Source organism: Pseudomonas sp. BGA-UO-ETr-WB11, assembly GCF_059567785.1.
In genome coordinates this window covers 40,495-64,092 of the sequence record NZ_JCAQOS010000004.1, presented here as the reverse complement: position 1 = coordinate 64,092, position 23,598 = coordinate 40,495, and the positions used below count along the sequence as shown (strand labels likewise).

At 59.1% G+C, this 23,598-nt stretch carries 19 protein-coding genes; 5 read left to right on the top strand and 14 right to left on the bottom strand.

Features of this window, described 5'->3' with window-relative positions:
- Positions 1-323 precede the first annotated feature (323 nt).
- The 4 genes from AC56DI_RS03405 to queD all read left to right on the top strand — a co-directional run bounded on the left by AC56DI_RS03405 (position 324) and on the right by queD (position 4,047).
- Complete coding sequence (locus tag AC56DI_RS03405) at positions 324-1,682, top strand: CmpA/NrtA family ABC transporter substrate-binding protein (RefSeq protein ID WP_496344947.1); 1,359 nt, start codon at positions 324-326, stop codon at positions 1,680-1,682.
- An 83-nt stretch (positions 1,683-1,765) separates the two neighbouring features.
- On the top strand, positions 1,766-2,758 hold the full coding sequence (locus AC56DI_RS03400) for an ABC transporter permease (protein ID WP_496344946.1): 993 nt from the start codon (positions 1,766-1,768) through the stop codon (positions 2,756-2,758).
- Positions 2,759-2,782: 24 nt separating this feature from the next.
- The gene (locus tag AC56DI_RS03395) at positions 2,783-3,580 is read left to right on the top strand and encodes an ABC transporter ATP-binding protein (protein ID WP_496344945.1); all 798 of its coding nucleotides are present in this window, start codon (positions 2,783-2,785) and stop codon (positions 3,578-3,580) included.
- A 110-nt stretch (positions 3,581-3,690) separates the two neighbouring features.
- Entirely contained in the window at positions 3,691-4,047 is a 357-nt protein-coding gene (gene queD / locus AC56DI_RS03390; RefSeq protein ID WP_324520044.1) for a 6-carboxytetrahydropterin synthase QueD, read from the top strand.
- A 247-nt stretch (positions 4,048-4,294) separates the two neighbouring features.
- Here the strand turns inward: queD and AC56DI_RS03385 are convergent, their stop codons facing one another.
- The 10 genes from AC56DI_RS03385 to AC56DI_RS03340 form a co-directional block, all read right to left on the bottom strand.
- The gene (locus AC56DI_RS03385; RefSeq protein WP_496345251.1) at positions 4,295-6,682 is read right to left on the bottom strand and encodes an efflux RND transporter permease subunit; all 2,388 of its coding nucleotides are present in this window, start codon (positions 6,680-6,682) and stop codon (positions 4,295-4,297) included.
- Positions 6,683-6,699: 17 nt separating this feature from the next.
- The gene (locus tag AC56DI_RS03380; RefSeq protein ID WP_496344944.1) at positions 6,700-7,782 is read right to left on the bottom strand and encodes a WD40/YVTN/BNR-like repeat-containing protein; all 1,083 of its coding nucleotides are present in this window, start codon (positions 7,780-7,782) and stop codon (positions 6,700-6,702) included.
- A 197-nt stretch (positions 7,783-7,979) separates the two neighbouring features.
- The gene (locus AC56DI_RS03375; protein WP_496344943.1) at positions 7,980-9,350 is read right to left on the bottom strand and encodes a DUF1329 domain-containing protein; all 1,371 of its coding nucleotides are present in this window, start codon (positions 9,348-9,350) and stop codon (positions 7,980-7,982) included.
- A 66-nt stretch (positions 9,351-9,416) separates the two neighbouring features.
- Complete coding sequence (locus AC56DI_RS03370) at positions 9,417-11,420, bottom strand: DUF1302 domain-containing protein (RefSeq protein WP_496344942.1); 2,004 nt, start codon at positions 11,418-11,420, stop codon at positions 9,417-9,419.
- A gap of 491 nt (positions 11,421-11,911) precedes the next feature.
- Complete coding sequence (gene pepN / locus AC56DI_RS03365) at positions 11,912-14,569, bottom strand: aminopeptidase N (RefSeq protein WP_496344941.1); 2,658 nt, start codon at positions 14,567-14,569, stop codon at positions 11,912-11,914.
- A gap of 12 nt (positions 14,570-14,581) precedes the next feature.
- Entirely contained in the window at positions 14,582-15,412 is an 831-nt protein-coding gene (locus AC56DI_RS03360) for a DUF2797 domain-containing protein (protein ID WP_496344940.1), read from the bottom strand.
- Positions 15,412-15,675, bottom strand: coding sequence for a YeaC family protein (locus AC56DI_RS03355; RefSeq protein ID WP_496344939.1), 264 nt, complete (start codon positions 15,673-15,675; stop codon positions 15,412-15,414). The genes AC56DI_RS03360 and AC56DI_RS03355 overlap by 1 nt, the downstream gene beginning before the upstream one ends.
- 27 nt (positions 15,676-15,702) lie before the next feature.
- On the bottom strand, positions 15,703-16,560 hold the full coding sequence (locus AC56DI_RS03350; RefSeq protein ID WP_496344938.1) for a rhomboid family intramembrane serine protease: 858 nt from the start codon (positions 16,558-16,560) through the stop codon (positions 15,703-15,705).
- A complete protein-coding gene (locus AC56DI_RS03345; RefSeq protein ID WP_496344937.1) occupies positions 16,557-17,528 on the bottom strand; it encodes a metallophosphoesterase in 972 nt (323 codons plus the stop codon). Before AC56DI_RS03345 ends, AC56DI_RS03350 begins: the two co-directional genes overlap by 4 nt.
- The gene (locus AC56DI_RS03340; protein WP_324522072.1) at positions 17,528-18,415 is read right to left on the bottom strand and encodes an NAD(+) kinase; all 888 of its coding nucleotides are present in this window, start codon (positions 18,413-18,415) and stop codon (positions 17,528-17,530) included. The genes AC56DI_RS03345 and AC56DI_RS03340 overlap by 1 nt, the downstream gene beginning before the upstream one ends.
- 101 nt (positions 18,416-18,516) lie before the next feature.
- Here AC56DI_RS03340 and AC56DI_RS03335 point away from each other — a divergent pair, with 101 nt between their 5' ends.
- Complete coding sequence (locus AC56DI_RS03335; protein ID WP_496344936.1) at positions 18,517-19,485, top strand: DUF1853 family protein; 969 nt, start codon at positions 18,517-18,519, stop codon at positions 19,483-19,485.
- Here the strand turns inward: AC56DI_RS03335 and AC56DI_RS03330 are convergent.
- The 4 genes from AC56DI_RS03330 to AC56DI_RS03315 form a co-directional block, all read right to left on the bottom strand.
- Positions 19,482-20,591 carry a cyclic nucleotide-binding domain-containing protein gene (locus tag AC56DI_RS03330; protein WP_496344935.1) on the bottom strand — a complete coding sequence of 370 codons (1,110 nt, stop codon included), beginning with the start codon at positions 20,589-20,591 and terminating at the stop codon, positions 19,482-19,484. The two genes, AC56DI_RS03335 and AC56DI_RS03330, sit on opposite strands and share 4 nt — an antisense overlap.
- Before the next feature lie 33 nt (positions 20,592-20,624).
- A complete protein-coding gene (locus AC56DI_RS03325) occupies positions 20,625-21,578 on the bottom strand; it encodes a 1-aminocyclopropane-1-carboxylate deaminase/D-cysteine desulfhydrase (RefSeq protein WP_496344934.1) in 954 nt (317 codons plus the stop codon).
- Positions 21,579-21,581: 3 nt separating this feature from the next.
- Entirely contained in the window at positions 21,582-22,949 is a 1,368-nt protein-coding gene (locus AC56DI_RS03320; protein ID WP_496344933.1) for a chromosome partitioning protein ParA, read from the bottom strand.
- A 211-nt stretch (positions 22,950-23,160) separates the two neighbouring features.
- Positions 23,161-23,592, bottom strand: a complete 432-nt coding sequence (locus AC56DI_RS03315) for a nuclear transport factor 2 family protein (RefSeq protein WP_496344932.1) — start codon at positions 23,590-23,592, stop codon at positions 23,161-23,163.
- Positions 23,593-23,598: the final 6 nt, after the last annotated feature.

The following is a 23,598-nucleotide window of genomic DNA, read 5'->3' as shown; positions in this document are numbered from 1 at the left end:
GCACCCAAACAGGCGCTCTGGGCGCACCAAGGTATGGCGCTGGTACCAGGCACATGCACCAGCACATACCATCCACGCGTCCTTGCGCGCCCGCTTACGCTTGTCCAACACACCTAAAGATCTATCCTATCTACCTGTTTTAAATAGAGAAATAATTTAAAACAGAAGTTGGCAAGGTGCTTGCTAAAGCTCTGATACCACGTCTTAGGATCGCCAACGGCGGTGATCGGGACGAACAGACAAAGACGTCAAAGGCTCTCAGCCCCTCAAGGGTTTGATTGTCCGCGACGTCTTTTTTCGTTTCTGACCCCGAGGTATTAGTCATGCTCAACAACCGCCGTAACCTGCTGAAGAAAGCCCTGGCCGCCAGCCTGCTGGTGCTCTCGCCCCTGAGCCTGCAGATCGCTCACGCCGCCGACCCAGAAAAAGTCGAACTCAAACTCGGCTTTATCAAGCTCACCGACATGGCCCCGCTGGCCATCGCCTACGAGAAAGGCTTCTTCGAAGACGAAGGTCTGTACGTCACCCTTGAAGCCCAAGCCAACTGGAAGGTGCTGCTCGACCGGGTGATCATGGGCGAACTGGACGGTGCACACATGCTGGCCGGTCAACCGCTCGGCGCCACCATCGGTTTTGGTACCAAGGCGGACGTGGTCACGGCCTTTTCCATGGACCTCAACGGCAACGCCATCACCATGTCCAACGCCGTTTGGGCCGAGATGAAGAAACACGTGCCGATGGAAAATGGCAAGCCGGTGCATCCAATCAAGGCCGACGCCCTCAAACCGGTCATCGAGCAGTTCAAGGCCCAAGGCAAGCCCTTCAACCTGGCCATGGTGTTCCCGGTTTCCACTCACAACTATGAGCTGCGCTACTGGCTGGCCGCCGGCGGCATCAATCCTGGCATGTACGCCCCGGAGAAAGGCGACATCAGCGGTCAGCTCAATGCTGACGCCCTGCTTTCGGTAACCCCGCCGCCACAAATGCCCGCCACCCTGGAAGCCGGCACCATCAATGGTTACAGCGTGGGCGAGCCGTGGAACCAGGCTGCCGTATTCAAGGGCATTGGTGTGCCGGTGGTTACCGATTCGCAGATCTGGAAGAACAACCCGGAAAAAGTCTTTGGCGTCTCCAAAGACTGGGCCGATGCCAACCCGGAAACCCACAAACGCCTGGTCAAGGCCCTGATCCGTGCGGCTAAGTGGCTGGATGCCGATAACAACGCCAATCGCATGGAGGCGGTCAATATCATCTCGCGGCCCGAATACGTGGGTGCCGACGCCAAGGTGATCGCCAACTCGATGACCGGCTCATTCGAGTTCGAAAAAGGCGACGTACGAGACGCCAAGGACTTCAACGTGTTCTTCCGCTACAACGCCACCTACCCCTACTACTCGGACGCCATCTGGTACCTGACGCAAATGCGTCGCTGGGGTCAGATCGGCGAGCCGAAGTCGGATGACTGGTACCTGCAAACCGCCAAGAAAGCCTACCTGCCGGCCGTGTATCAGGAAGCCGCCAGCGAACTGGTCAAGGAAGGCAAGGCCAGCGCCAGCGACTTCCCGGCCGCCAGCGAAGAGGGCTTCCGCGCACCCAGCAACGAGTTCATCGATGGCATCACCTACGACGGCCGCAAGCCTAACGCTTACCTGTCTTCGTTCAAGATCGGTCTGACCCAGTAACCCCGCCGCACCCGGCAGCCGATCCAGGCTGCCGACCACGGGGCTGCCGCGCAGCCCCCTCATGACTTACTGAGGAACGGACGATGAGTAATCCAAGCGTCGCCACCCCGATCACCGACACTGTGAAAGCAGCCAAAAAACAGGCACTACTGAAAAAGTGGGCGCCTGCGATGATTCTGCCCATGGCCGGCATCTTCATCTTCCTGGTGCTCTGGCAGATGCTGGCGAGCAACATCAACACCAGCCTCGGCCAGTTCCCAGGGCCGATCCAGGTGTACAGCCAGGCCAGCGGTCTGCTCGACAATCACTTTCAGGAGCAGGAAAAAGCCGCGCAATTCTATGCCCGCCAGGAGAAACGCAACGCTGAGACCCTGGCCCGTGACCCACAGGCCAAGGTGCAGACCCGCGTCTACACCGGCAAGCCAAGCTTCTTTGCGCAGATTTTCACCAGCCTCTACACGGTGCTCACCGGTTTTGCGATTGCCGCATTGATCGCCGTACCGCTAGGGATCGTCTGCGGCCTGTCAAAAAGCCTGTACACCGCCGTCAATCCTCTGATTCAGCTGTTCAAGCCGGTATCACCCCTGGCCTGGTTGCCACTGGTGACCATGGTGGTCAGCGCCGTGTACACCAGCACCGACCCGCTGTTTGCCAAATCCTTCGTGACCTCGGCCGTGACCGTGGCCCTGTGCTGCCTGTGGCCAACGGTGATCAACACCACGGTCGGGGTGGCCAATATCGACAAGGACCTGCTCAACGTCAGCCGCGTGCTGAGCCTGTCGCCCATCAGCCATGTACGGCGGATCGTCTTGCCGGCGGCTATGCCGATGATCTTCACCGGCCTGCGCCTGTCCCTGGCCACCGGCTGGATGGTACTGATCGCCGCGGAAATGCTGGCGCAGAACCCAGGCCTAGGCAAATTCATCTGGGATGAGTTCCAGAACGGCAGCTCCAACTCCCTCGGCCGCATCATGGTTGCCGTACTCACCATCGGCCTGATCGGTTTTATGCTCGACCGCCTGATGCTCATGCTCCAGCGCTATGCCAGCTGGGACAAGAATGCCGATCTGCGTTAAGCCCTTATTTACCAGGAGCCTGCCATGAGCACTGCTACCCATCTTGAACTCAGCAACGTCGGCATCAGCTTCCCCACCGACCAAGGCCTGTTCTGCGCCCTGCAGAACGTCAATCTGAAAATCGCCAAAGGCGAGTTCGTCTCGCTAATCGGCCACTCCGGCTGCGGCAAATCGACTGTCCTCAACATCGTTGCCGGTCTGTATCAGGCCAGCACTGGCGGTGTGATTCTCGACGGCCGCGAGGTCAACTCGCCCGGCCCGGAGCGCGCCGTGGTGTTCCAGAACCACAGCCTGCTGCCCTGGCTGAGCTGCTACGAAAACGTCGAACTGGCGGTGCGCCAGGTGTTCAAACACAGCAAGTCGCGGCCGGAAATGCGCGAGTGGATTGAGCACAACCTCAATCTGGTGAACATGATGCACGCCAAGGACAAACGCCCCAGCGAGATCTCCGGCGGCATGAAACAGCGTATCGGCATCGCCCGTGCGCTGGCCATGCAACCCAAGGTCCTGCTGATGGATGAACCCTTCGGCGCCCTCGACGCCCTCACCCGCGCCCACCTGCAAGATTCTTTGATGGCCATCCATCAGGAACTGGGCAACACGGTGATCATGATCACCCACGACGTCGACGAGGCCGTGCTGCTCTCCGACCGTATTGTGATGATGAGCAACGGCCCGGCCGCCACCATCGGCGATATTCTTCAGGTCGATCTGCCGCGCCCGCGCGAGCGCCTGGCCCTGGCCAACGACGCCCGCTACCACGAGTACCGCGCCGCCGTGCTGGAGTTCCTCTACCAGAAGCAGCAGCGCCCCGCCGCCTAGTCAAAGGCGCAGACCCTACGCGCCTGCTTGCGGGCGCTGTGGGGCCAAACCTGCACAGAGCTGATAAACTGCCCGCAGCTGGCCGTCTAACTCTTGCAGAGAGCAACACCTTGGAACTGTTCAAAGAATTCACCTTCGAATCAGCACACCGCCTCCCCCATGTACCGGCAGGCCACAAGTGCGGGCGCCTGCATGGCCATTCGTTCCGCGTCGCCATCTATATCGAAGGCGATGTCGACCCGTACACCGGCTGGATTCGCGATTTCTCCGAGATCAAGGCCATCTTCAAGCCGCTCTACGAGCGCCTTGACCACAACTACCTAAACGACCTGCCAGGCCTCGACAACCCCACCAGCGAAAACCTCGCCAAGTGGATCTGGCAAGAGCTCAAGCCGTTGCTGCCAGAGCTGTCGCGCATCCGTATTCACGAAACCTGCACCAGCGGCTGCGAATACCGCGGCGACTAGCCGCGCACCGTTCTCGCCGACCCGCCTCTAGCCCTTAGGCTCAACGCCCTGAACGGCCGTTAAGCCTAAGGCGCCGGCCAGACAACTGGCCACTGCCCCACATCGACCCTCTATAACCGACGCCTGCACCTGCAGCGCCAAACGGACGCACTGTGCCTGATGAACCCATTAGCACAGGCTCTCCGAGAAAAATTCCGGGTATAAAAAAACCGCAGCCTAGGCTGCGGTTTTTAATGACGCGCTCGGATTAGTGAGCGAACAGCGAGTTGCCTACCTTGCCTGCCAATTTCTCAGGCTTGATCAAGAATCGAGCCAGGGCTGGCAGCAGCCACAAGGCACCGAACATGTTCCACAGCAACATGAAGGTCAGCATCAGGCCCATGTCGGCCTGGAACTTGATGGCCGAGAAGATCCAGGTAGCGACACCAATCGCCAGGCACAGACCGGTGAACAAGACCGCCTTACCCGTGGACTTGAGGGTCTCGTAGTAGGCTTCTTGCAAGGTCAGACCGGCGCGCAGGAAGCTTTCCAGACGGCTGTAGATGTAAATACCGTAATCCACCCCGATACCCACACCCAAGGCAATCACTGGCAAGGTCGCAACTTTGACGCCGATGCCGAGGAATGCCATCAGTGCGTTACCCAGTACCGAGGTCAGTACCAGCGGCAGCACGATACACAGGGTGGCGGCAAACGAGCGGAAGGTGATCATGCACATGGTGGCCACGCAGATGTACACCAGAATCAACACGGTCAGCTCGGAGTGTTTGATCACTTCGTTGGTGGCCGCTTCGATACCGGCGTTACCGGCTGCCAGGAGGAACTTACGATCTTCAGTATCGTGCTCCTTGGCAAACTGCTGCACCGCTTTCACCGCGCTGTCGAGGGTCTCCGCCTTGTGATCGTTGAGGAACACCAGCACGGGCGCCAGGGAACAATCGGTGTTGTACAGACCATCAGCACGGGAGATGGAGTTGTTCAACACATCCTGGTTACGCGACAGGGTTTCCCATTTCAGGTTGCCCTCGTTCATGCCCTTGATCACCTGCTTGGACACGGTGACCAGCGAGATGGCCGACTGCACACCTGGCGTGTTCTCCATGGTCCACATCAGCTCATCGATCGGCGCCATGGTGTCATGGGTCGAGCAACCTTCAGCCGAGGTTTTGACCATGACCACCAGCACATCAGAACTGGTCGAGTAGTTGCTGATGATGAAGGCGTTGTCGTTGTTGTAGCGCGAGTCAGGACGCAGCTCAGGCGCACCCTGGTCGAGGTCACCGATCTTGAGGTTCTGGCCGTACCACAGGCCGCCGGCAAAACCAGCCAGGGCAATCACCACCGAAATAGGCGCCACCACCGGGTGGGCAAAGTTCGACAGCAAACGCCAGAACGGATGGTTAGGCGCCGCGGCGTCCTTCTTGCTGCGTTCAATGGCCTTCTTGCTGATGCCCAGGTAGGAAATGGCAACCGGCAGCAGGATCAGGTTGGTGAATACGATCACGCCCACACCGATCGAGGCACCAATGGCCAGTTCACGGATCACGCCAATGTCCATGATCAGCAGGGTAATGAAGCCAACAGCATCGGCCAGAATCGCAATCATGCCCGGCAAGAACAACTGACGAAACGTGCGTCGCGCGGCCGTCAGGGCGTTATCGGCATTGCTCGAGTGCAGTGCAATACCGTTGATTTTCTGCACGCCGTGGGAAATACCGATGGCGAAAATCAGGAACGGCACCAGCATCGAGTAAGGGTCGATACCAAAACCAACCAGATGCATCAGGCCCAGCTGCCAGATCACCGCCACCAGGGTGGTGGTCAGTACGGCAATGGTGCTGCGCATACACCAGGTGAACCAGTACAGCAGCACCCAGGTGATGCCGAAGGCGATGGCGAAGAACATCACCACCATCATCAGGCCATCAATCAGGTCGCCGACCTTCTTGGCAAAACCGACAATGTGAATTTTCACATTGGGATTCTGGGCCTCGAATTTGGTGCGGATTTTTTCTTCCAGCAGATGGGAGAACTGCTGATAGTCGATCTTGATCAACTTGCCCTGATCTTGCGGGTCGGGAAACGACTCCAGCAACGGCACGTCAACAATGCTCGACTTGAAGTTGTTGGCCACCAGACGACCAACCTGACCTGACTTGAGCACGTTGTTACGCAGCTCATTGAGGCTGTCCGCCGTGCCGTTGTAGGTCTGCGGAATCACTTCACCACCGGCAAAGCCCTCCTCGGTCACTTCGCTCCAGCGCACGTTTGGCGTCCACAGCGACTTAAGCCCGGAACGATCAACACCAGGGATGTAGAACACCTCGTCGTTGATCTGCCGCAGGGTCTCCATGTACTCCTTGGAGAAAATATCGCCGTCTACCGCTTCAACGGAAATACGCACGCTGTTGCCAAGGTTGGCCAGATCATTACGGTGCTCCATCATGTTTTTAATGAATGGATGCTGCAGCGGAATCATCTTTTCAAAGCTGGTCGAAGGCCGTACTTGCAGCGCTTGATAGCCCAGAAAGACACTGACCAACAGGCAGATCAGAATCACTGCCGGCCGATTGTTGAAAATCAGGCGCTCTAGAAAGGTCGCCTTGTCCTGGTGATGGTTACTCATCGCGTATATACCCTATCAAGCCCGGCTTATTGTTGTGGCGCGGTGCCAGTTGGCGAAGCGACATGCACGCCGCCCTGGCCTACCAGGATCAAATTGCCTTTTTCATCCGCACTAACGCCGGACAGAGACAAACGATCGGCACGGTTGATTACCGCGAAGTTATGGCCTTTGTCGGTACTCTTCAGCACGCTACCACCATGGCCTACCACGACGACAGAGCCGTCCTTGAGGACGGCACCATTAGACAAGCCGAAATCCAACCGGCCGGCGGCGCCCTTCAAATTGATTTGCTGCCAGGTCTTGCCGAAATCAGCCGAGCGAAACATATGCCCGCGCAAGCCGTACACCAAGATGCCGCCCGTTTCGCCGGTACCCAGGGCACCAAACAGCGACCCCTCGTATGGACCTTCGACGGTTTCCCAGGTTTGTCCCCAGTCGCCTGAACGGTACATGCCGCCCATCTCGCCAACAGCGAACAGACCGGAGTCTTTAACTTCAGTGATCGCGTTCAGGTGGTGCTGGTCTTCGTTATCCAACCGGTCACTGACATCTTCCCAGTTCGCGCCGCCGTCGGTGGTTTCCAGCAGGGCGCCATAGGCCCCAACAGCAAAACCCTGTTCGGCATTCTTGAACCAGATATCCAGCAAGGGCGCTTCGCGCTCCAGGTCGATGAACTGTTCAGTCCAGGTCACACCGCCGTCTTCGGTCGCCAGAATCAAGGCATCGTGACCGGTTACCCAGCCCTTCTTGTCATTGATAAAAAACACCGAGGTCAGCATCTGCCGAGTCGGTACTTTGGCCTGCGCCCAAGAAGCGCCGTTGTCATCCGAATACAGAATATGGCCGCGGTCACCGACGGCAACTAGACGTGCGCCAGCATGGGCGACATCCAGCAGCAGGCTTTCGACAGCCTTGGCTGACTCAATGGAATACACCGTGGCAGCTGCAGTATCAGCAGCCAATACCGGTGCGGCAGAAAATGTCAAAACCGACAGCACACCGCAAAGCGAAATCGCTTTAGCCAGTGGCGAGTGGAAGCGGAACGCTGGCGTGTGCATCAATGCCGCGCAAACACCAGACTGGGTGCGCCGCAAAACGGGCTCACTCATACACCTTTCCCCCTGATTGTTATTAGGTGGCGCTACCTTATAAGTAGACCGCCTATCCTATCCAGCAATAGAAACGCCTGACAATCAGCGTGTCGTTATGTTTTGTTACCCGCCCGGACTACTGCCTGCGTGCCAGAGCGGTTTACCCATACAAAAAGGCCGCTACGAATGAGCGGCCTTTTCACTGTACCTAACGCTTAACGAGTGCCGCGACGACGCAGGGCAGCCGGCTTGAAGTAGCCGTCATCCGGCAACGGCTGGCTGAAGTCGATAGTGCCCGACTCTTCGCTGTCCAGGTTCTGCACATGGTAGCGACGGGCCTGCAGGTCGTGGAACACATCCAGCGCAGACCAAGTGGTCGGCAGCTCGTAGAAGTTTTTCAGGTAAGCAACCGAAACGCGCCACAGATCGCCACGGCCATCATATTGGTCAACTTCAGCAGCTTGCCAGCTATCCTCGTCGAGGAACAGCACGCGCTTGGAGTAGATGTGACGCGCGCCAGCTTTCAGCTTGCCCTCGACAACCCACACACGGTGCAATTCCCAGCGAGTCAGGTCAGGATTCAAGTGACCCACTTGCAGCAGATCCTTGTATTTCACCCCAGCAGCCGTGACCTTGTAGTTGTTGTAAGGAATATAGACTTCCTTCTTACCGACCAACTTCCACTCGTAACGATCCGGAGCACCGTTGAACATATCGGTGTCATCTGCGGTACGCAGGCCATCGGCAGCGGAAATCGGCGTGTCGTAGGCCAGGTTCGGTGCACGACGCACGCGACGCTGACCGGCGTTGTAACCCCACGCCTGACGCGGCTCTTTAACCTGATCGAGGGTTTCGTGCACCAGCACTGCACCGCCGGCCAGACGCGCCGGGCTCTTGGTGAAGGACAGGTAGTCGAACAGGGTGTTGTTCAAGTCTGCAGCCGAACCCTTAGGGTTGTAGAAGCGGAACAGCGCTTCCTGCTGCGAGGTTACCGGGGTGTAGTCGCCGTTACGCTGCACAGCCACTTCCGAGGCACGACGCACGATATAGCTGCCGCGATAGCGAGCAACGTGGTTCCACAGCGCCTCGACACCATTTTGCGGGATCGGGAACGGCACACCGCCGAAGGCGTCAACAAAACCGTTGCCACCTTCAACCAGCTTGGCGTTTACGGCGTTCTTCGCGGTGTTTTCATACACCCACTGCGGCGCCGAGCCCGAACGACGGGTCGGGTAGACCGGCAGACGGAACGAGTTCGGATAAGCATTGAACAGTGCAATCACACCCGGAGTCAGGTTGGCTTTGTACTGATCCAAGTTGGCCTTGGTGATGGTGTACAGCGGCTTGTCTTCTGGGAAGGCATCCGGGTGGTGTTGGCCAGGCTTGGTGTAGCCAGCCGGTTTGGTGGTGATACCACCGGTCCAGGCCGGAATGGTGCCTGCCGCGTTACCTGCTTTTTCGCCACCCATTGGGGTCAGCGAAGTGCCCAATTTGGCCGCTTCCTGAGGCGAGACCGCCGCCAGTACGCTACCAGCAGACAGTGCCAACGCAATCGCGGCACCAATCAGCGTGTGCTTTTTCAGCATCGTATTTCTCCGTGATGATTCAGCCACCGAAGGCCCGTAGACCCTCGGTATTATTCTATTTAGGTGTTAGAACGAGTACTTGACGTTGACGCCGATATTGTCGCGGTCACGGGTAACGTTGTCTTCCCCAGCGCCAGAGTATTCGGTGTAAGCCAATTCGGCTTCCAGGCTGCTCAGGTAGCTAGCACGCAAGCCCAAGGTATACGCCTGACGACCCTCGATGAAGTTACCTGTCTGGCTCGAGTTACCCTCGAAGTCATTCTTGTAAACGGCATACGGGGAAAGGTTTACACCCGCGTACACGTCGTTCCAGGTGCCGTTCAACAGCAAGGTATAACCGTAAGCATTTTTGTTGATCTGGCTGTCGCGATCAGCACCGCCCACGTAGGACGAGTTCTGCCGACCGGCGTAGTAGCGTGTATTGCCCGCGTAGTCGGTGTATTGCAGGCTGTCTGCGCGATAGTGCTCGGACGCCAGCTCAGCGACACCAAACAGGGAATCAAAACTCAGCACCGGGCCAAAGTTCTGAATGGTACCCAGCGAGGTGTTGAACGCTTCTACACGCGCATAGTTTGAGATTGAATCATTTAGACCAATGCTCTGACCCGACACATCGATTTTATTACCACCGGCAAGGTCGGCGGCCTGGATCAGCAAATCGCCCAGCATGTCGTTGGTGGTAGCAATACCTACCGGCATATTCGGACGATAAGCGACTTCACCAAATACGGACGTTTCATCAAGCGTGGTACTGAAGCTCAGTCCATACATATGAATGTCTTCAGCGTATTCACGCCGGCCATTCACCTGATTGGCCACATCCACAGCCGCCGCACCGTTGACAAGGCCGAGCACAGTACCAGCTAGAGCATTACCGCCAGCAGCTGCAGTTTGCAGGCTGTCGTAATCGGAGAAAAAACCACCCAGGCTGGCAAGCTGGTCAACATCAAGGCCCGCGTAGGAGTCGTTGATGTCGGCGTAGATGGTTGGCTCTTTGGAGTGGTAATTCACATAGTAGAAACCGAATTCCGTCGAGTTCAGCTCTTCCGCAATATAGCGGAAGGAGATACCGAACTGCCCATCATCTTTGGCATTCAGGTCGGTACCGATATCAGCAACTTTGAATGTGCCGTTGCTATCCAGGTACTGGGTCCCTTGAATGCCACCATAATTGGCGCCCACAGGGATGAAGCCCAGCACATTGCCGCCATTCACCAATGTTGAATAAGCGCTCTGGAAGGTTGCACTGCTGGCGGCCGGGTTAGTGGTGTAGGCCGTGCTGCCGCCATCGGCAAACAGATCGGTCTCAGCGAAGTAGGTACCTACCGGATCGACTGCAGTTTCTTTGAAGTTGAACTGATAGAAAGTATCCATCGACAGGTTATCGGTCAAGCCGACGCTGAGGTTGAATGCCTCAACCGGAATCAGGACTTCCTTCAACTCGGAGCCCGGCAGGCGGAATTTCGCGGCATCAACCGGGTTGGTTGTGTTCACGCCACCCCGATAGAACAGCCCCTCCCCCCAGTTAAACACCTGCTTACCAAGACGCGCGGTAACCGGCTTCTCGGCAATATCCCAGTTGCCATAAACATAGGCATCGAGAATTTCTGCGTTACGACCTGCGGTATGACGGGTTTCGTAGGTGAAGCTGCTGTCACGCGGGTAGCTCTGGCTCGGCTGCGCAGGATTATTCGCGTCGTAATAGTCATTACGCTTGTCCATGATCTGCGTGTCATAGAACGCAGTACCACGCACAAATGCGCCGTAGTTCTGATAGGTCGCTTCCACATCGGTGGTGACCTTGAACACTTCGGAAACCAAGCCGGTGTCGAAATTACGATTACCGTCGTTGGCGTTGATATCGTTGTTGTTCTTGTCCTGCCCTTGAACCCGCCACAGCTGGCCGTAAGAGACGGTGGTATCGATGGAGCCTGCGATTTCGTCGTCAGCAAAGCTGAACTCTACGGCCTGAACCTGACCAGCAACCAGCAACGGCAGAAGGCCGGCCAAGGCGAAACCTGCTTTCGCCGGAGCGAAACGCAACAGGGGTTTACGGGCATTTATTTCCATCGAGTTCTTACTCCGCGGACAGACTAATTCTTTTATTGAGCCCTGAAACATCAGAGCCCGGCTTGACCGTACGCTTGACGGCCTTTTGACTGTTCAGGCAGCTAAGGCCCTTTAACCTTTCCCCGCGCCAAATAACTTCAGGCGAGCTTAACCTTCTAGCAAGAGCAAGCATGATGCCAATGTGCAAAATAATTTGAGTGCGCGCGGCACGAATCAGCAAATATTTTGTGACTGTACAGCCATCATCCAACGTCAGCGCCTTTCGCCTTTCAAACGCGCGTTTTGTCCTACGATCTGGCGCAATCTGTCAGCCACCCCGATAGACACAAAGCAAAATGTTCAGCAATTCCATCTCACGTCAATATAAATGAAGCCGTTATAAGCAGGTCTTTACCTAGACCCAAATCTGTCGCCCCAGACAGGTAACAAAAAAGTGTTACCAAAAGAACACAGGTAACACTTCTTCAGCCAGCAATCAGCCCAAGCCAGGGTTAAGCCAGGCTCTTGCTCAATACCTCATACACATCACTGGACAGCTCACCGGAACTGAGGATGCGCTGCAACTGTGCCTGCATCAGCACCTGCCGGGCACTGCCGTACTTGCGCCAGCGCGTCAACGGCGCCAGTTGCCGAGAGGCGATCTGCGGATTGGTGGCATTCAGGCTGATCACTTGGTCAGCCAGGAAGCGGTAGCCCGAGCCATCGGCCGCGTGGAAGTTGATCAGGTTTTGTCCGGCAAAGGCACCAATCAGCGCACGCACCTTATTGGGGTTCTTCATGGTGAAGGCCGGGTGCTCCATCAACGCCTCGACCCGCTGCAAGCCACCCGGCAAGCCACTGGCGGCCTGGACGCTGAACCACTGATCCATCACCAGCGGGTTGTCTTTGAAGTGCTCGGCAAACTCGGCCAGGGCCTGGGCCTTTTCCGTTTCGAACGGCGAATTAACCAGCACCGCCAGCGCCCCCAGGCGCTCAGTCATATTGTCGCAGGCACCATATTGCTCAAGGCAGGCGGCCAACACTTGCGGCCGCTCACACAACATCAAGTAAGACAGCGCAATGTTCTGCAAGCTACGCCGGGCAAAGTGCTCGGCTTGCGCCACATAAGGGGTACTGCGCGAGGCCACGCGATTGTCCTGATAGCGCTGCCACAGTGGCTCAAACAGACTTTCAGCCAGCTGCCGACGGGCAAACTCGCGCGCGGCGTGAATGGCGTCAACATCCGCCACTTCACTGATTTCAGTCAGATATGCCTCACCCGGCAACGACAGCATCTCCGCCACCATGGCCGGGTCCAGCGCGTCATTGGTCAGCACTGCCCGCAGGGCTTCGACCAGACGCTGATCAAGTACCAGCGCCTCACCGCGCTGAACCTGAGCAATCAGCTCCTGCAACACCTGCACGGCCAGTTGCTGCCCGGCTTCCCAGCGATTGAAGCCGTCACTGTCGTGCTGCATCAGGAACATCAGCTGGTCACGACTGTAGGGGAAGCTGAGCTTGACCGGGGCCGAGAAGCCGCGCAGCAAGGAAGGCAAAGGCCGTTCGCCGATCTCAACGAAGGCGAAGCTCTGCTCGGCTTGCGTAACCGACAGCACCCGCGTGCTCCCTACGGCAGCCGCCTCGCCCTGCAGGCGCAGTGGCAACTCTTGCCCTTGTGCGTCCAACAGCGCCAGCTCCACCGGGATCACAAACGGCAGTTTTTCGACCTGGCCAGGTGTTGCCGGGCAGCTTTGGGTAAAGCTCAAGGTATAGGTCTGCGCGGCTGCATCGTAATGTTCGCTGACCGCCAGGCGCGGTGTACCTGCCTGGCTGTACCAGCGTTTGAACTGGCTAAGATCGACGCCCGAGGCATCCTCCATGGCCTTGACGAAATCGTCGCAGGTCACGGCCTGACCATCATGACGACTGAAGTACAGATCAGAACCCTGACGGAAGCGCTCAGCTCCCAGCAGGGTGTGAATCATGCGCAACACTTCCGAGCCCTTCTCGTAGATGGTCAGGGTGTAGAAGTTGGAAATTTCCATAAAGGCATCGGGGCGAATTGGGTGCGCCATCGGTCCGGCATCTTCGGCAAACTGATGGGTGCGCAGGTACGCCACGTCTTCGATGCGCTTGACCGTGCGCGAGTTCATGTCGGCGGAAAACTCCGCGTCACGGAACACGGTAAAGCCTTCCTTCAGCGACAACTGGAACCAGTCGCGGCAGGTCACGCGGTTGCCCGACCAGTTGTGGAAGTATTCATGGGCTACCACCGCCTCGACTCGCTGGTGCGCTGCGTCGGTGGCGGTTTCGGCGCGGGCCAGAACGCAGCTCGAGTTGAAGATATTCAACCCCTTGTTCTCCATGGCGCCCATGTTGAAGTCGTTGACCGCGACGATCATGAAGATATCGAGGTCGTACTCACGGCCATACACCTCTTCATCCCAGCGCATGGACTTTTTCAGGCTGTCCATGGCGTGCTGGCACTTGTCGACGTTCTCTGGCTCGACATAGATGCGCAGTGTCACTTCGCGCGCGCTCATGGTGGTGAAGGTATCTTCGATACACCACAAATCGCCCGCCACCAGGGCAAACAGGTAGGCCGGCTTCATAAACGGGTCCTGCCAGGTCGCCCAATGCCGACCGCCTTCTTCCACGCCACTGGCAATCGGGTTGCCGTTGGACAGCAACACCGGATAGTCCTGCTGGGAAGCACTCAGGCTGGTGGTGAAGCGGCTCATCACATCCGGGCGATCAAGGTAATAGGTGATCTTGCGGAACCCCTCAGCCTCGCACTGGGTGCAGAACATGCCGCTGGATTTGTACAAGCCTTCCAGCGCTGTGTTGCTTTCCGGGTGGATGCGCACCGTGCTGTTGAGGGTGAAACTTGCGCTGCCCGGTTGCAGGCTCAAATGGCTATCGGTCAGCTGATAATCGCTGGGCTGCAGTTCAACATCATCCAGCGCCAGGGCCAGCAACTCCAACTGCTGACCATCCAGCACCAGCAGCGGCAAGTCGGCACCGCGGGCCGGGTTGCGACGCATAACCAGTTGCGCGTGCACCAGCGTATGGTCCTCGTACAGCTCGAATGTGAGGTTGGTCTCGTCGATCAGGTAATCAGGGGCCTGATAGTCCTTGAGGTAGATCATTTTCGGCTGTTCGGTACGCATAGCTGCTGGCCTCTAGAGCTGATGCACGGCGAGTTGGTAGGCCGTGAATTTACGAATATTGATCACGCCAGTATCGAAGATCAGGTACTGGCCCTTGATCCCCTGCAGCGTGCCCTCGACGACGGGCGTTTTTTCCAGATCAAAACTGGCCACTTTGGCGGGATAAGCCAACACAGGGTAGGCAATGTCCACCACCGCAAGATCGCTGAGGGGCTGAATCGCCTGCAGGCCAAAGCGCTCTTGCAGGGCAGTGACCCCAGCATGGCAAGCCTGGAAGATCTCCCCAGCCAACTGCGCCAGGTCCAGCGGCGCCGCCTCACCCTTGAGCATGGCGCGCCAGTTGGTGCGATCGGTGACCTGACTGCGCAGCACGTCTTCCACCAGCCCGGATTGCTGACGAGTCGCGACGCGCATGATCGGCAAGGCCTGGGTCGCGCCCTGATCAATCCAGCGGGTCGGCACCTGGGTTGCACGGGTGATGCCGACCTTGGCTCCGGAGGAGTTGGCCAGGTAGACCACATGATCGGTCATGCAAAACTGCTCGCCCCAGGCCGGCTCACGACAGGTGCCGGCCGCATAGTGGCAGCGTTCCGGGCTCATGATGCAGGTATCACACTGCGCCAGCTTGCTGAAGCATGGATAGCAGTAGCCCTGACTAAAGCTCTTTTTAGTCTTGCGCCCGCAATGGCTGCAATGGATAGCACCCAGATACTCCAGGCGTACGCCCTGCCCCAGCAACGCATTCAGGTCCAGATCCTGCTCACCCAGCCGCAAGCTGTACTGCACCGGCAGCTCCAGCCGGGCGCCCATCTTGCTCAGGGCACCGCGCCCAAGCTCCAGCATCAGTGCAGGGTGTCCGAGGTTTTGAACAGCAGATTGGGAATCGGCTCGGCATGGGATTCACACGCCTGCTCGCCCATGTAACCGGTGCGCTGGTCTTCCGGCAGGTTTTGCTGCTCCCAGGCAATCATCGCCTGCAGGGACAACTCTTTCTGCTCCTGAGTGAGCTTGCGACCATCGGGCCATTTACCGATTTCCACTGCCAGCTTCAGGCTTTGGTAGATGTCCGGGGTGATGTTTTCGATCATTTCAACGAAGGACGACATGGCAGTCTCCAAAAACAAAGGCGCAGTTTAACGATGACGGCGCGCCAGCGCACCGCCCAACAAGCCCGTCAGGCAACCCGCGAGCAGGCCACCGACATGCGCCGCATTGGCAATCGAGCCAAAACCCAGCGCGGTAATCAGCCCGGAGGCGCACAAAACTAGCCAGACCAGCATCATTACCAGCACCCCAGGCGGCAGGTGATACGCCGGCGTCGGCGCCAGGCGCTGGAAGATCCAGCAATAGCCCAGCAAGCCATACAGCACACCGGACAGGCCACCAAACAGCGACGGTCCGCCAAACAGGTACTGCGCCGCATTCGACAGCAGGGCAAACAACAGGGTCAGCGCCAGCAACCAGCCTGCGCCCTGACGCGCCTCGATGCGCCGGCCGAGCTCCCAGTACCACAGGCTGTTCATGGCCAGGTGAAGAATGCCGAAGTGAATCAGCATTGGCGTGAACAACCGCCACCACTGCCCCGCTGCCAGACTCTCGGCGGGCGGAATAAACACCAGGTAGTCGCCTTGCAGACGGAAGTCCGTAAAGGTCAGCCAATGCAAGGTCGCAAGGCTCTCGCCCAACAGCGTCACACCGGCCACCAGCAGCGTAAGCGACAGCACCAGCAGAGTCATTTTGCTGGTCGCCCACACCTCGCTTAAGCGGCCCTGGCGGCGCGCAGGCACCAACGCCTGCAAACGCGGATCGCCCTCAGGGAAGCGCCTGTACAGCTCTCGCACATCGGCGGCCTGCGCTTCGCTGGGCACCCAGAGCACCTGTTCGCCAGCTTCTTCACTGACGCGATGGGGCACCTGCAAACGCTGCAGCACGCCGACAAAACCGCTCAAATCAACATCCAGGGGTAAACGTAACGCGGCTATCGCCGTCATCGTGGAGCCTCCGGTCGCTCGACCTCGACCCAACAGAATTTTTGCGGATCCAGGCGGGTTTCCTGATCCAGGCGGTAGGCCACCAACTTGCCAAACATCACCGCGCTGTAATCTAGGCACGCCAGGTTTGGGCGGATCGGCGCCGGCCGGCCACGGCGCCAGTAATGGCCAACAAACAATAACGGCTGATCCTCGCCATAGTGCAAGAGCTGGTCTTTTTGCTGGGCTGACAACGGCGTCTGCGCCACATGTGCGGGCAAGGCATCGGGCTGAAAGACGATATCGCCGTAGGTTTGCGGCGCCTCGGCCCAGAACTTGGTGCGAAAATGCGCCCGGGTATAGCCATCATCCCCGGTCAAGGTCAGGCCATCGGGCAGGCGCATATCGGTGCCGCAGAGCAGCCGACTACAGGTACTCGCGGCAAAACTGCCCGGCTCGGCGGCGGCCTGGACAAAAGCCTGATCGATGCAGCCCTGCGGGTAACGCTGGCGTAACGCCGCAATCCGCGCCTCATCCCAGCAGGCATGGACCATGCGAAAGCGCCCGGCATCGAGAAACAACGGCAGTTCATAAAACCAGGCGAGAAACTCGCGCAGCTCATCGGCATAGGCATCGAACTGCTGCAAGGTTTCCTGCAACTGCCGACCATGGCGCGCCGTATGCGGGCGTACATAACTGTTGCTGACATCAGCCCTCGGCGTATGCCAGCCCAGAGCGTTGAACTCGTGATTACCCATCAGGCAATGGGCTTGCCCAGCCTCGACCATGGCATGCACCAGATGCAGGGCTTCACGAATCCGCGGACCGCGATCAATGATGTCGCCGAGAAACAGCGCCATCCGCCGCGGATGACGCCAGACCCCGGCGTGCAGGCGATAACCCAGACTGTCGAGCAAGTGCTCCAGGCTATGGGCACAGCCATGCACGTCACCAATCAGGTCGTAGCCACGGTCCGCGTCGAGGTGCATTACTCGGCCCCACCCAGCCGGCTCCCCCAGCCCAGTTTGGTCCGGCAAGCCTCATAATAATTGTGATCCAGCGGGTGAATCAGGCAGAGCTTTTGCGGCTTTTTGCGGATAGTGATGGTGTCGCCGGGCGCGCAGGTGAAGTGGTTCTGACCGTCACAGGACACCAGCGGGTAGATCTGCAGATCTTTGGACACCACCACTTTCAACTCGCTGTTGCCGTCCACCACAATCGGCCGACTGGACAAGGTGTGCGGGTACATGGGCACGATGACAATGGCATCCAGTTTCGGGTGCATGATCGGCCCGCCGGCCGACAGCGCATAAGCCGTCGACCCGGTAGGCGTGGCCACGATCAAGCCATCGGCCTTCTGACTGCAGACGAATTGGCCGTCGATGTACAACTCGAACTCAATCATTCGTGTCGACTTGCCCGGGTGCAGCACCACGTCATTGAGGGCATCGCCCTGGCCGATCGACTCGTCGTGACGACGCACCGACGCCTCAAGCAGAAAGCGGCTCTCGCTCAGGTAATGCCCTTCCAGCACCTCGGCGACTTTCACTTCCAGCTCATCGGGACGGATGTCAGTGAGAAAACCGAGGCTGCCACGGTTGATCCCCAGCACCGGCACTTTGTGCTGCGCCAGCACCCGCGCAGCGCCGAGCAAACTGCCGTCGCCGCCAACCACAATCACCAGGTCGCAGATCTCGCCCAGCAGTTTGCGCGACGAGGTTTGCAGGCCATGGCCGGGCAGCACTTCGGCGATGCTGTCTTCGAGGATCACGTGCAGCTGCCGGGCGAGCAGAAATTTCTTCAGCCGGCGAATGGTGTCGAGTACCTGGGCGCTGCCCAGACGGCCAATGATGCCGATGTTGCGAAACTGGTCCATGGAGCTCTCGACGACAGATGAATAGCGCCGATTATGGGCGAAAGCCGCCGACACCAGCAAACCAAAGCCCTATTTAGGGCGGCAGACGCTATGCTCGGCACATGAACCCATTCAGTCAGCTACACGAACTCCCCCGCCAACTCCGCCATCCCGCGGTGCGCGACCTCGCCTGGACGCTGCTGTCCGCGCCCTTGCTGCAACACGCCGACTGGCCGCAGCGCCATCCGCTCAGTGCCAGCACCTGGGCCCAAACGCCCGGCCTGCTGGCCGACTGGCTACGCCAGCAGGAGCACGACAGCGGCGCACTCGAACAGTGGCTAGCCCGCACGCATCACCGGCGCCTGGGTCTGTATTACGAGCAACTGTGGCAATTTGCCCTGCATGCAGCACCGGGGGTGGAGCTGCTGGCCGCCAACCTGGCGATCCGCGAAGAGGGGCGCACTCTCGGCGAGCTGGACGTGGTGATCCGCGATGCTGAGGGCGACCATCACCTGGAGTTGGCGATCAAGCTCTACCTGGGACCTGCGCAAAGCGACGGTGAGGCCTGCGCCAACTGGTTAGGTCCAGGCCGCCATGACTGCCTGGGTCGCAAGCTCGACCACCTGCGCCTGCAACAACTGCCGCTGTCGAGCAGCCCGCAGGCGCTGGCCGCGCTGAGTCACTGGCAAGCCCAGCAGGTGCAGGCCGAGCTCTGGCTCGGCGGCTATCTGTTCTACCCCTGGCCCGGTCATTGCGACTCGCCACGCGGCGCCCATCCGCAACACTTGCGTGGTGTCTGGCTGACCCGCCAGGCGTGGCCGGCATTCACGCAACAGCAAGGCGGACGCTGGCTGCTGTTACCGCGCAGCGCCTGGCTGGCACCCGCGCGCGCGCGCCAAGCCGAATGCTGGAGCCTGATTGAATTGAATCAGTGGCTGACCCAGCTCGAACCGCAGGCCGCGCCGGTACTACTGGCGCGTCTGGAGATGAATGACCAAGGTGACTGGCAGGAGGTGCAGCGCTTGTTCCTGGTCGCCGACACCTGGTCGCAGGAGCCGGCAGCAGAGTTCGAATCAACCACCGACGCCTAGAGACTGCGTTCGGTACGACCACCGGACCGAGCCAAGTAGCCTGAGCCGCTCTCGCACAGCAAGGCGTCACGCTGGATCGCCGGCAAGGCATCCAGCCCATCGCGCAACGCATAGGCCGAATACCCCAGCTGCGACAACAGAAACACCGCACTGGCGCTGCGCTTACCGCTGTCGCAATAGCACAGGTAGGTTTTGCCTTGATCCAGCAAACGGGTCTTCAGGCGCAACAAGTGCAGCGGCATGTTCAACGCTTCCTGCGCATGCGCCCGCTCGTACTCTTGCAACAGGCGCACATCCAGCCATTGCGCACCCGCGCTGAGCAGTCGGGTCGCCTCACCGAACGACACCTCGGCCACCACCGGCGCCTTGAGCAAGGCGAAAAAATCCTGACGATCAAGACGCAGCACCACGCCATCTTCCAGCAACGTCACGCTGGCATTGCGGGGTTGATCCGCCAGCAGGGCCTCTTCGCCAAAGCAGGCGCCCACCTCCAGCTCGGCCAACACCTGATGGGCGCTGCCGGCACCGCGAATCACTTCGGCGCGGCCGCTCTTGAGGAAATAACAGCAATCGCCGACGTCCCCCTCGCGCAGCACTGCGCTGCCAGCGGGCAGTTCAACGCGCTGCAAACGCCCGAGCATGGCCCGCACATTGGACGGCGGCACCTTGGCAAACAACGGATTTTCCAGCAGACGAGCCACCCACTCGACATCCTCACCGCCCTGCTCCAACTCCAACAGCAGGTCGTGATAAGCCGAGCGCCAGGTCAATAGCCGCGCCAGGGTTGCACTGTCGAGCACCAGCAAGCTGACATCGCTCAGCGCACGCACCTCATGCAAACGCGGCAAGCTCGGCGACAACGGGTGACAACTGGCCTCGCTACCGGCGACCAGATGCTCCTGCTGCCCGGAAGCGGACACCAGCAACAGCTCACCCGAGAGCAAGTAATAAGTCAGGCGGGCCTGATCGCCCTCACGAAACAGCAGCTGCCCCGCCAGCAGATGCTGGGGTACCAACTGACTGCGCAGCTCGCGCCACTGTTGCTCGGACAACACATTGAGAGGTGTCAGGCTGCGCAGCTGTTCGGGGTTCAAGGGGTCACTCATGGCAATATCCAGTTCCGCCGCTGCACATTTGAATTAATTAACCGCAGCGCCACCCGGCTGATCAACAGCCGCCAGGGTTGCACGTCGTCCTTGCAAGCCACCGGTATGCACAAACACAACACGGCTACCGCGGGCAAAGTAACCGGCCTCGGTCTGCTCACGCAATGCCAGCAGGGCTTTTGCCGTATACAGCGGTTCCAGTAGGAGCGAGCCAGCTTGCTCTGCCTGCGCCATAAAGGCCAACAACTCGGCATCCATGCGCGCAAAGCCGCCCCGACACGCCTGCAGCAGATGGTAGCCCTGATCCGCCACTCCAGCCTCAGCCAATACCCTGGCAATCTGCTCTGCTGTACCGTGATCACCCGGCACCGCCAAGGCGGCAAACACCGGTTTGTCGCCGGCTTCAGCCAAAACCAGGCCCGCTGCCGTAGTGCCTGTGCCTGCTGCCAGCCACCAGGCATCGTAATCCGCCCAGCCAATGCTGCTTAACTGGGCCCGCACCTGCTGGCGTAGCGGCATACAACCACGAGCACCGAGCAGGCCACTGCCACCCTCTCCCACCGCCAGCAGGTGCGGGTAACGCTGCTGCCACACTGTCCAGAAATCGGGTTTATTACGCGCCCGATAGCCACCATAACCGAGCCAGTGCAACTGCATGCCCCACGCCTGCAGATCGCGCACAGTCGGCGTGTCCTGAGGTTCGCCACGCAGCAAACCGACCACCGGAAAAGCAAAACGCTGGCCGGCCGCGGCCAGTGCATGCAGATGATTGGAGTGGGCACCGCCCAAACTGATCAGACCCGCCGCCCCGGACTCTGCAGCCAAGGCCAGATAAGGCGCAAGTTTGAACCACTTGTTGCCACTGATCAGCGGGTCCATCAGGTCCAGACGCAGCACCGCCAGTTCAATTCCGGCGGCCTCAGCCCAATCGAGGGGCAACAGGTGCAGCGGTGCGTGCGGCTGCCAGTTGGGTAAATTCAGCGCCAAGACCTAGCCAACAGTACGCAAGCGACTGCTGTTCTTGTGCCGGGCACAGCAGTTGGAGTCGCCCATCACGAACCGGCTGGCGGTATCTACACGGTCAATTGGCATAGCGCAGCGCTCGCCGCTGGGCAACTGCGCTTCGCAGGTTGGCGATTGATAGTGGCTCAGCCACTGGCGGTACTGCGCTTCGGAGACAAAACACTTGGCCGCGGCATAGGCCATGGGATTGTCCTGATAGCGCGCCACATCCTGCAGCGGAATGGTTAGATGACCAGCGCCTGGATGGTAGACAACAAACACCACGCCCAACTTGGACAGGCGCTCTAGGATCTGCTCGCCGCCCTGGCTGGCAAATTCATCGCGCTCGCGCTTGAGGCGCGTGATTTCCTGTTCTTGCTGCATGTCCAACTCATTGCGGTAAGCCAGCTCGACATCGCGGATGGCGACCTGCTCCTTGTATTCCACCACGGCGGCAGCCACTTTGGCCTGCAGCTCAGCCTCAAACTGGCCACGGAGAATATCTGCCTCGCTGCGCGCGTGCAGCTCAAGGGCACGCAGTTGCTGGGCCAGCTCCTGGCGATTGGTTTGAAAGCCATTCACCTGCTCGGCGAGTTGCGCCTTGAGACTGGCGTTCAACTCCTCCTGCTGACGCAAAGCCTGCTGCAGGCCCTGCAACTGAGCCTGCAAGGATTGCGCAAGCTCATCACTGGCCAAACGAAACTTGGCCAGCTCATCCTCATGCTGCTGGCTCATGCTGCTGATCCGCAGGCGCTGCTGCTTGATCAGCTGGGCGGCTTTGAGACGCTGCTCCTGATCGGCCTTTTCGGCATTTTTGTCGGCCTGCTCCTGGGCGGGATCTGGCGTGTACCAGCGCTCCTCGGAAGCCATCTGCAAGCGTTGCGGCTCCACCAGTTGCGGGGTGTCATCCTCTACCAGCAAGCCCATGCCGTTGCGCTTCGCCGCATCGCGCAGCAGCGCCAGGTCGTTATGGCCCGGCGACAAGCTCGGATCCCACAGGTGCATCTGATGCCAGGACACCGGGCACTGACTGCGACAGGCCAGGCGAATAGGTCCAGCGCCCAGGTCCGGCCCGCGCCCAGCGTTATCGGCCAAATGTCGTAGGGGAATATTCCAGCCCTTATCGGCTGCGCCACGCTCGTCAAAATCGAGGTAGAAAAACACCGCGGCACGGACCAGCAAGCGTGGATTAATCATCAGATAAGCCATGCGCATCTGCTGATCTGCGTACTCGGGCATGTTGACCACGCCGTCGAGCAGGGCCTCAAATTCGGCATAGAGCATTTCTTTGCAGACGCCGCGTTCATTGAAGAACATAACGGCTTCGACCATTTGCGGTTTTTTCTGCATGCTCATGAACGTTCCTCTAGCCGGCAAGACACTGGCCACGTTGGCGGGCAGGTATCTAACGGATGGCACCTAATCTGCGCAGTCAGGCGCTGGCACTGTGTTTTGGCCAGTTTAGGGGAAAATGCAAAGTGGGCAATGTGACTGGGTTGGCAGTCATCCTGCCAGCTGGCTCACGGGAGCCAGCAGCAGAACGAAACTGTGACGGGGTTGCACTGCGTCAGGCCTTTTTCGCCGCCAGCAGCGGTGCCAAACGGCGCCCCATCTCGTCGCCGAGGGCCTGCAGGCCGCTCATCGGACGGACCATGACTTCGAAGTCGACAATTTTGCCTTCGGCATCAAAGCGAATCAGGTCGATACCCTTGAGTTCACGCCCAGCCACCTGAGCGCTGAATTCCAGCACCACATTGAGGCCGTCTTCGCTGACCAACTCACGATGGTAGGTAAAACCCTCAAATACCTTGACCACCGTCTTGAGGATCAGGCCGACCACGGGAGCCCCCGGATACGGCGTATGCGCCATCGGCGAGCGAAACACTGCCTGCTCATGCAGCAACTCAGGCAGAGCCTGTAGGTCATTGCTGGCGATCATCTGGTGCCAGCGCTGCAAGGTGGCGGCAGCGGCCGGCTGAAGCTGGGCATTTGTGGACATAGGCGG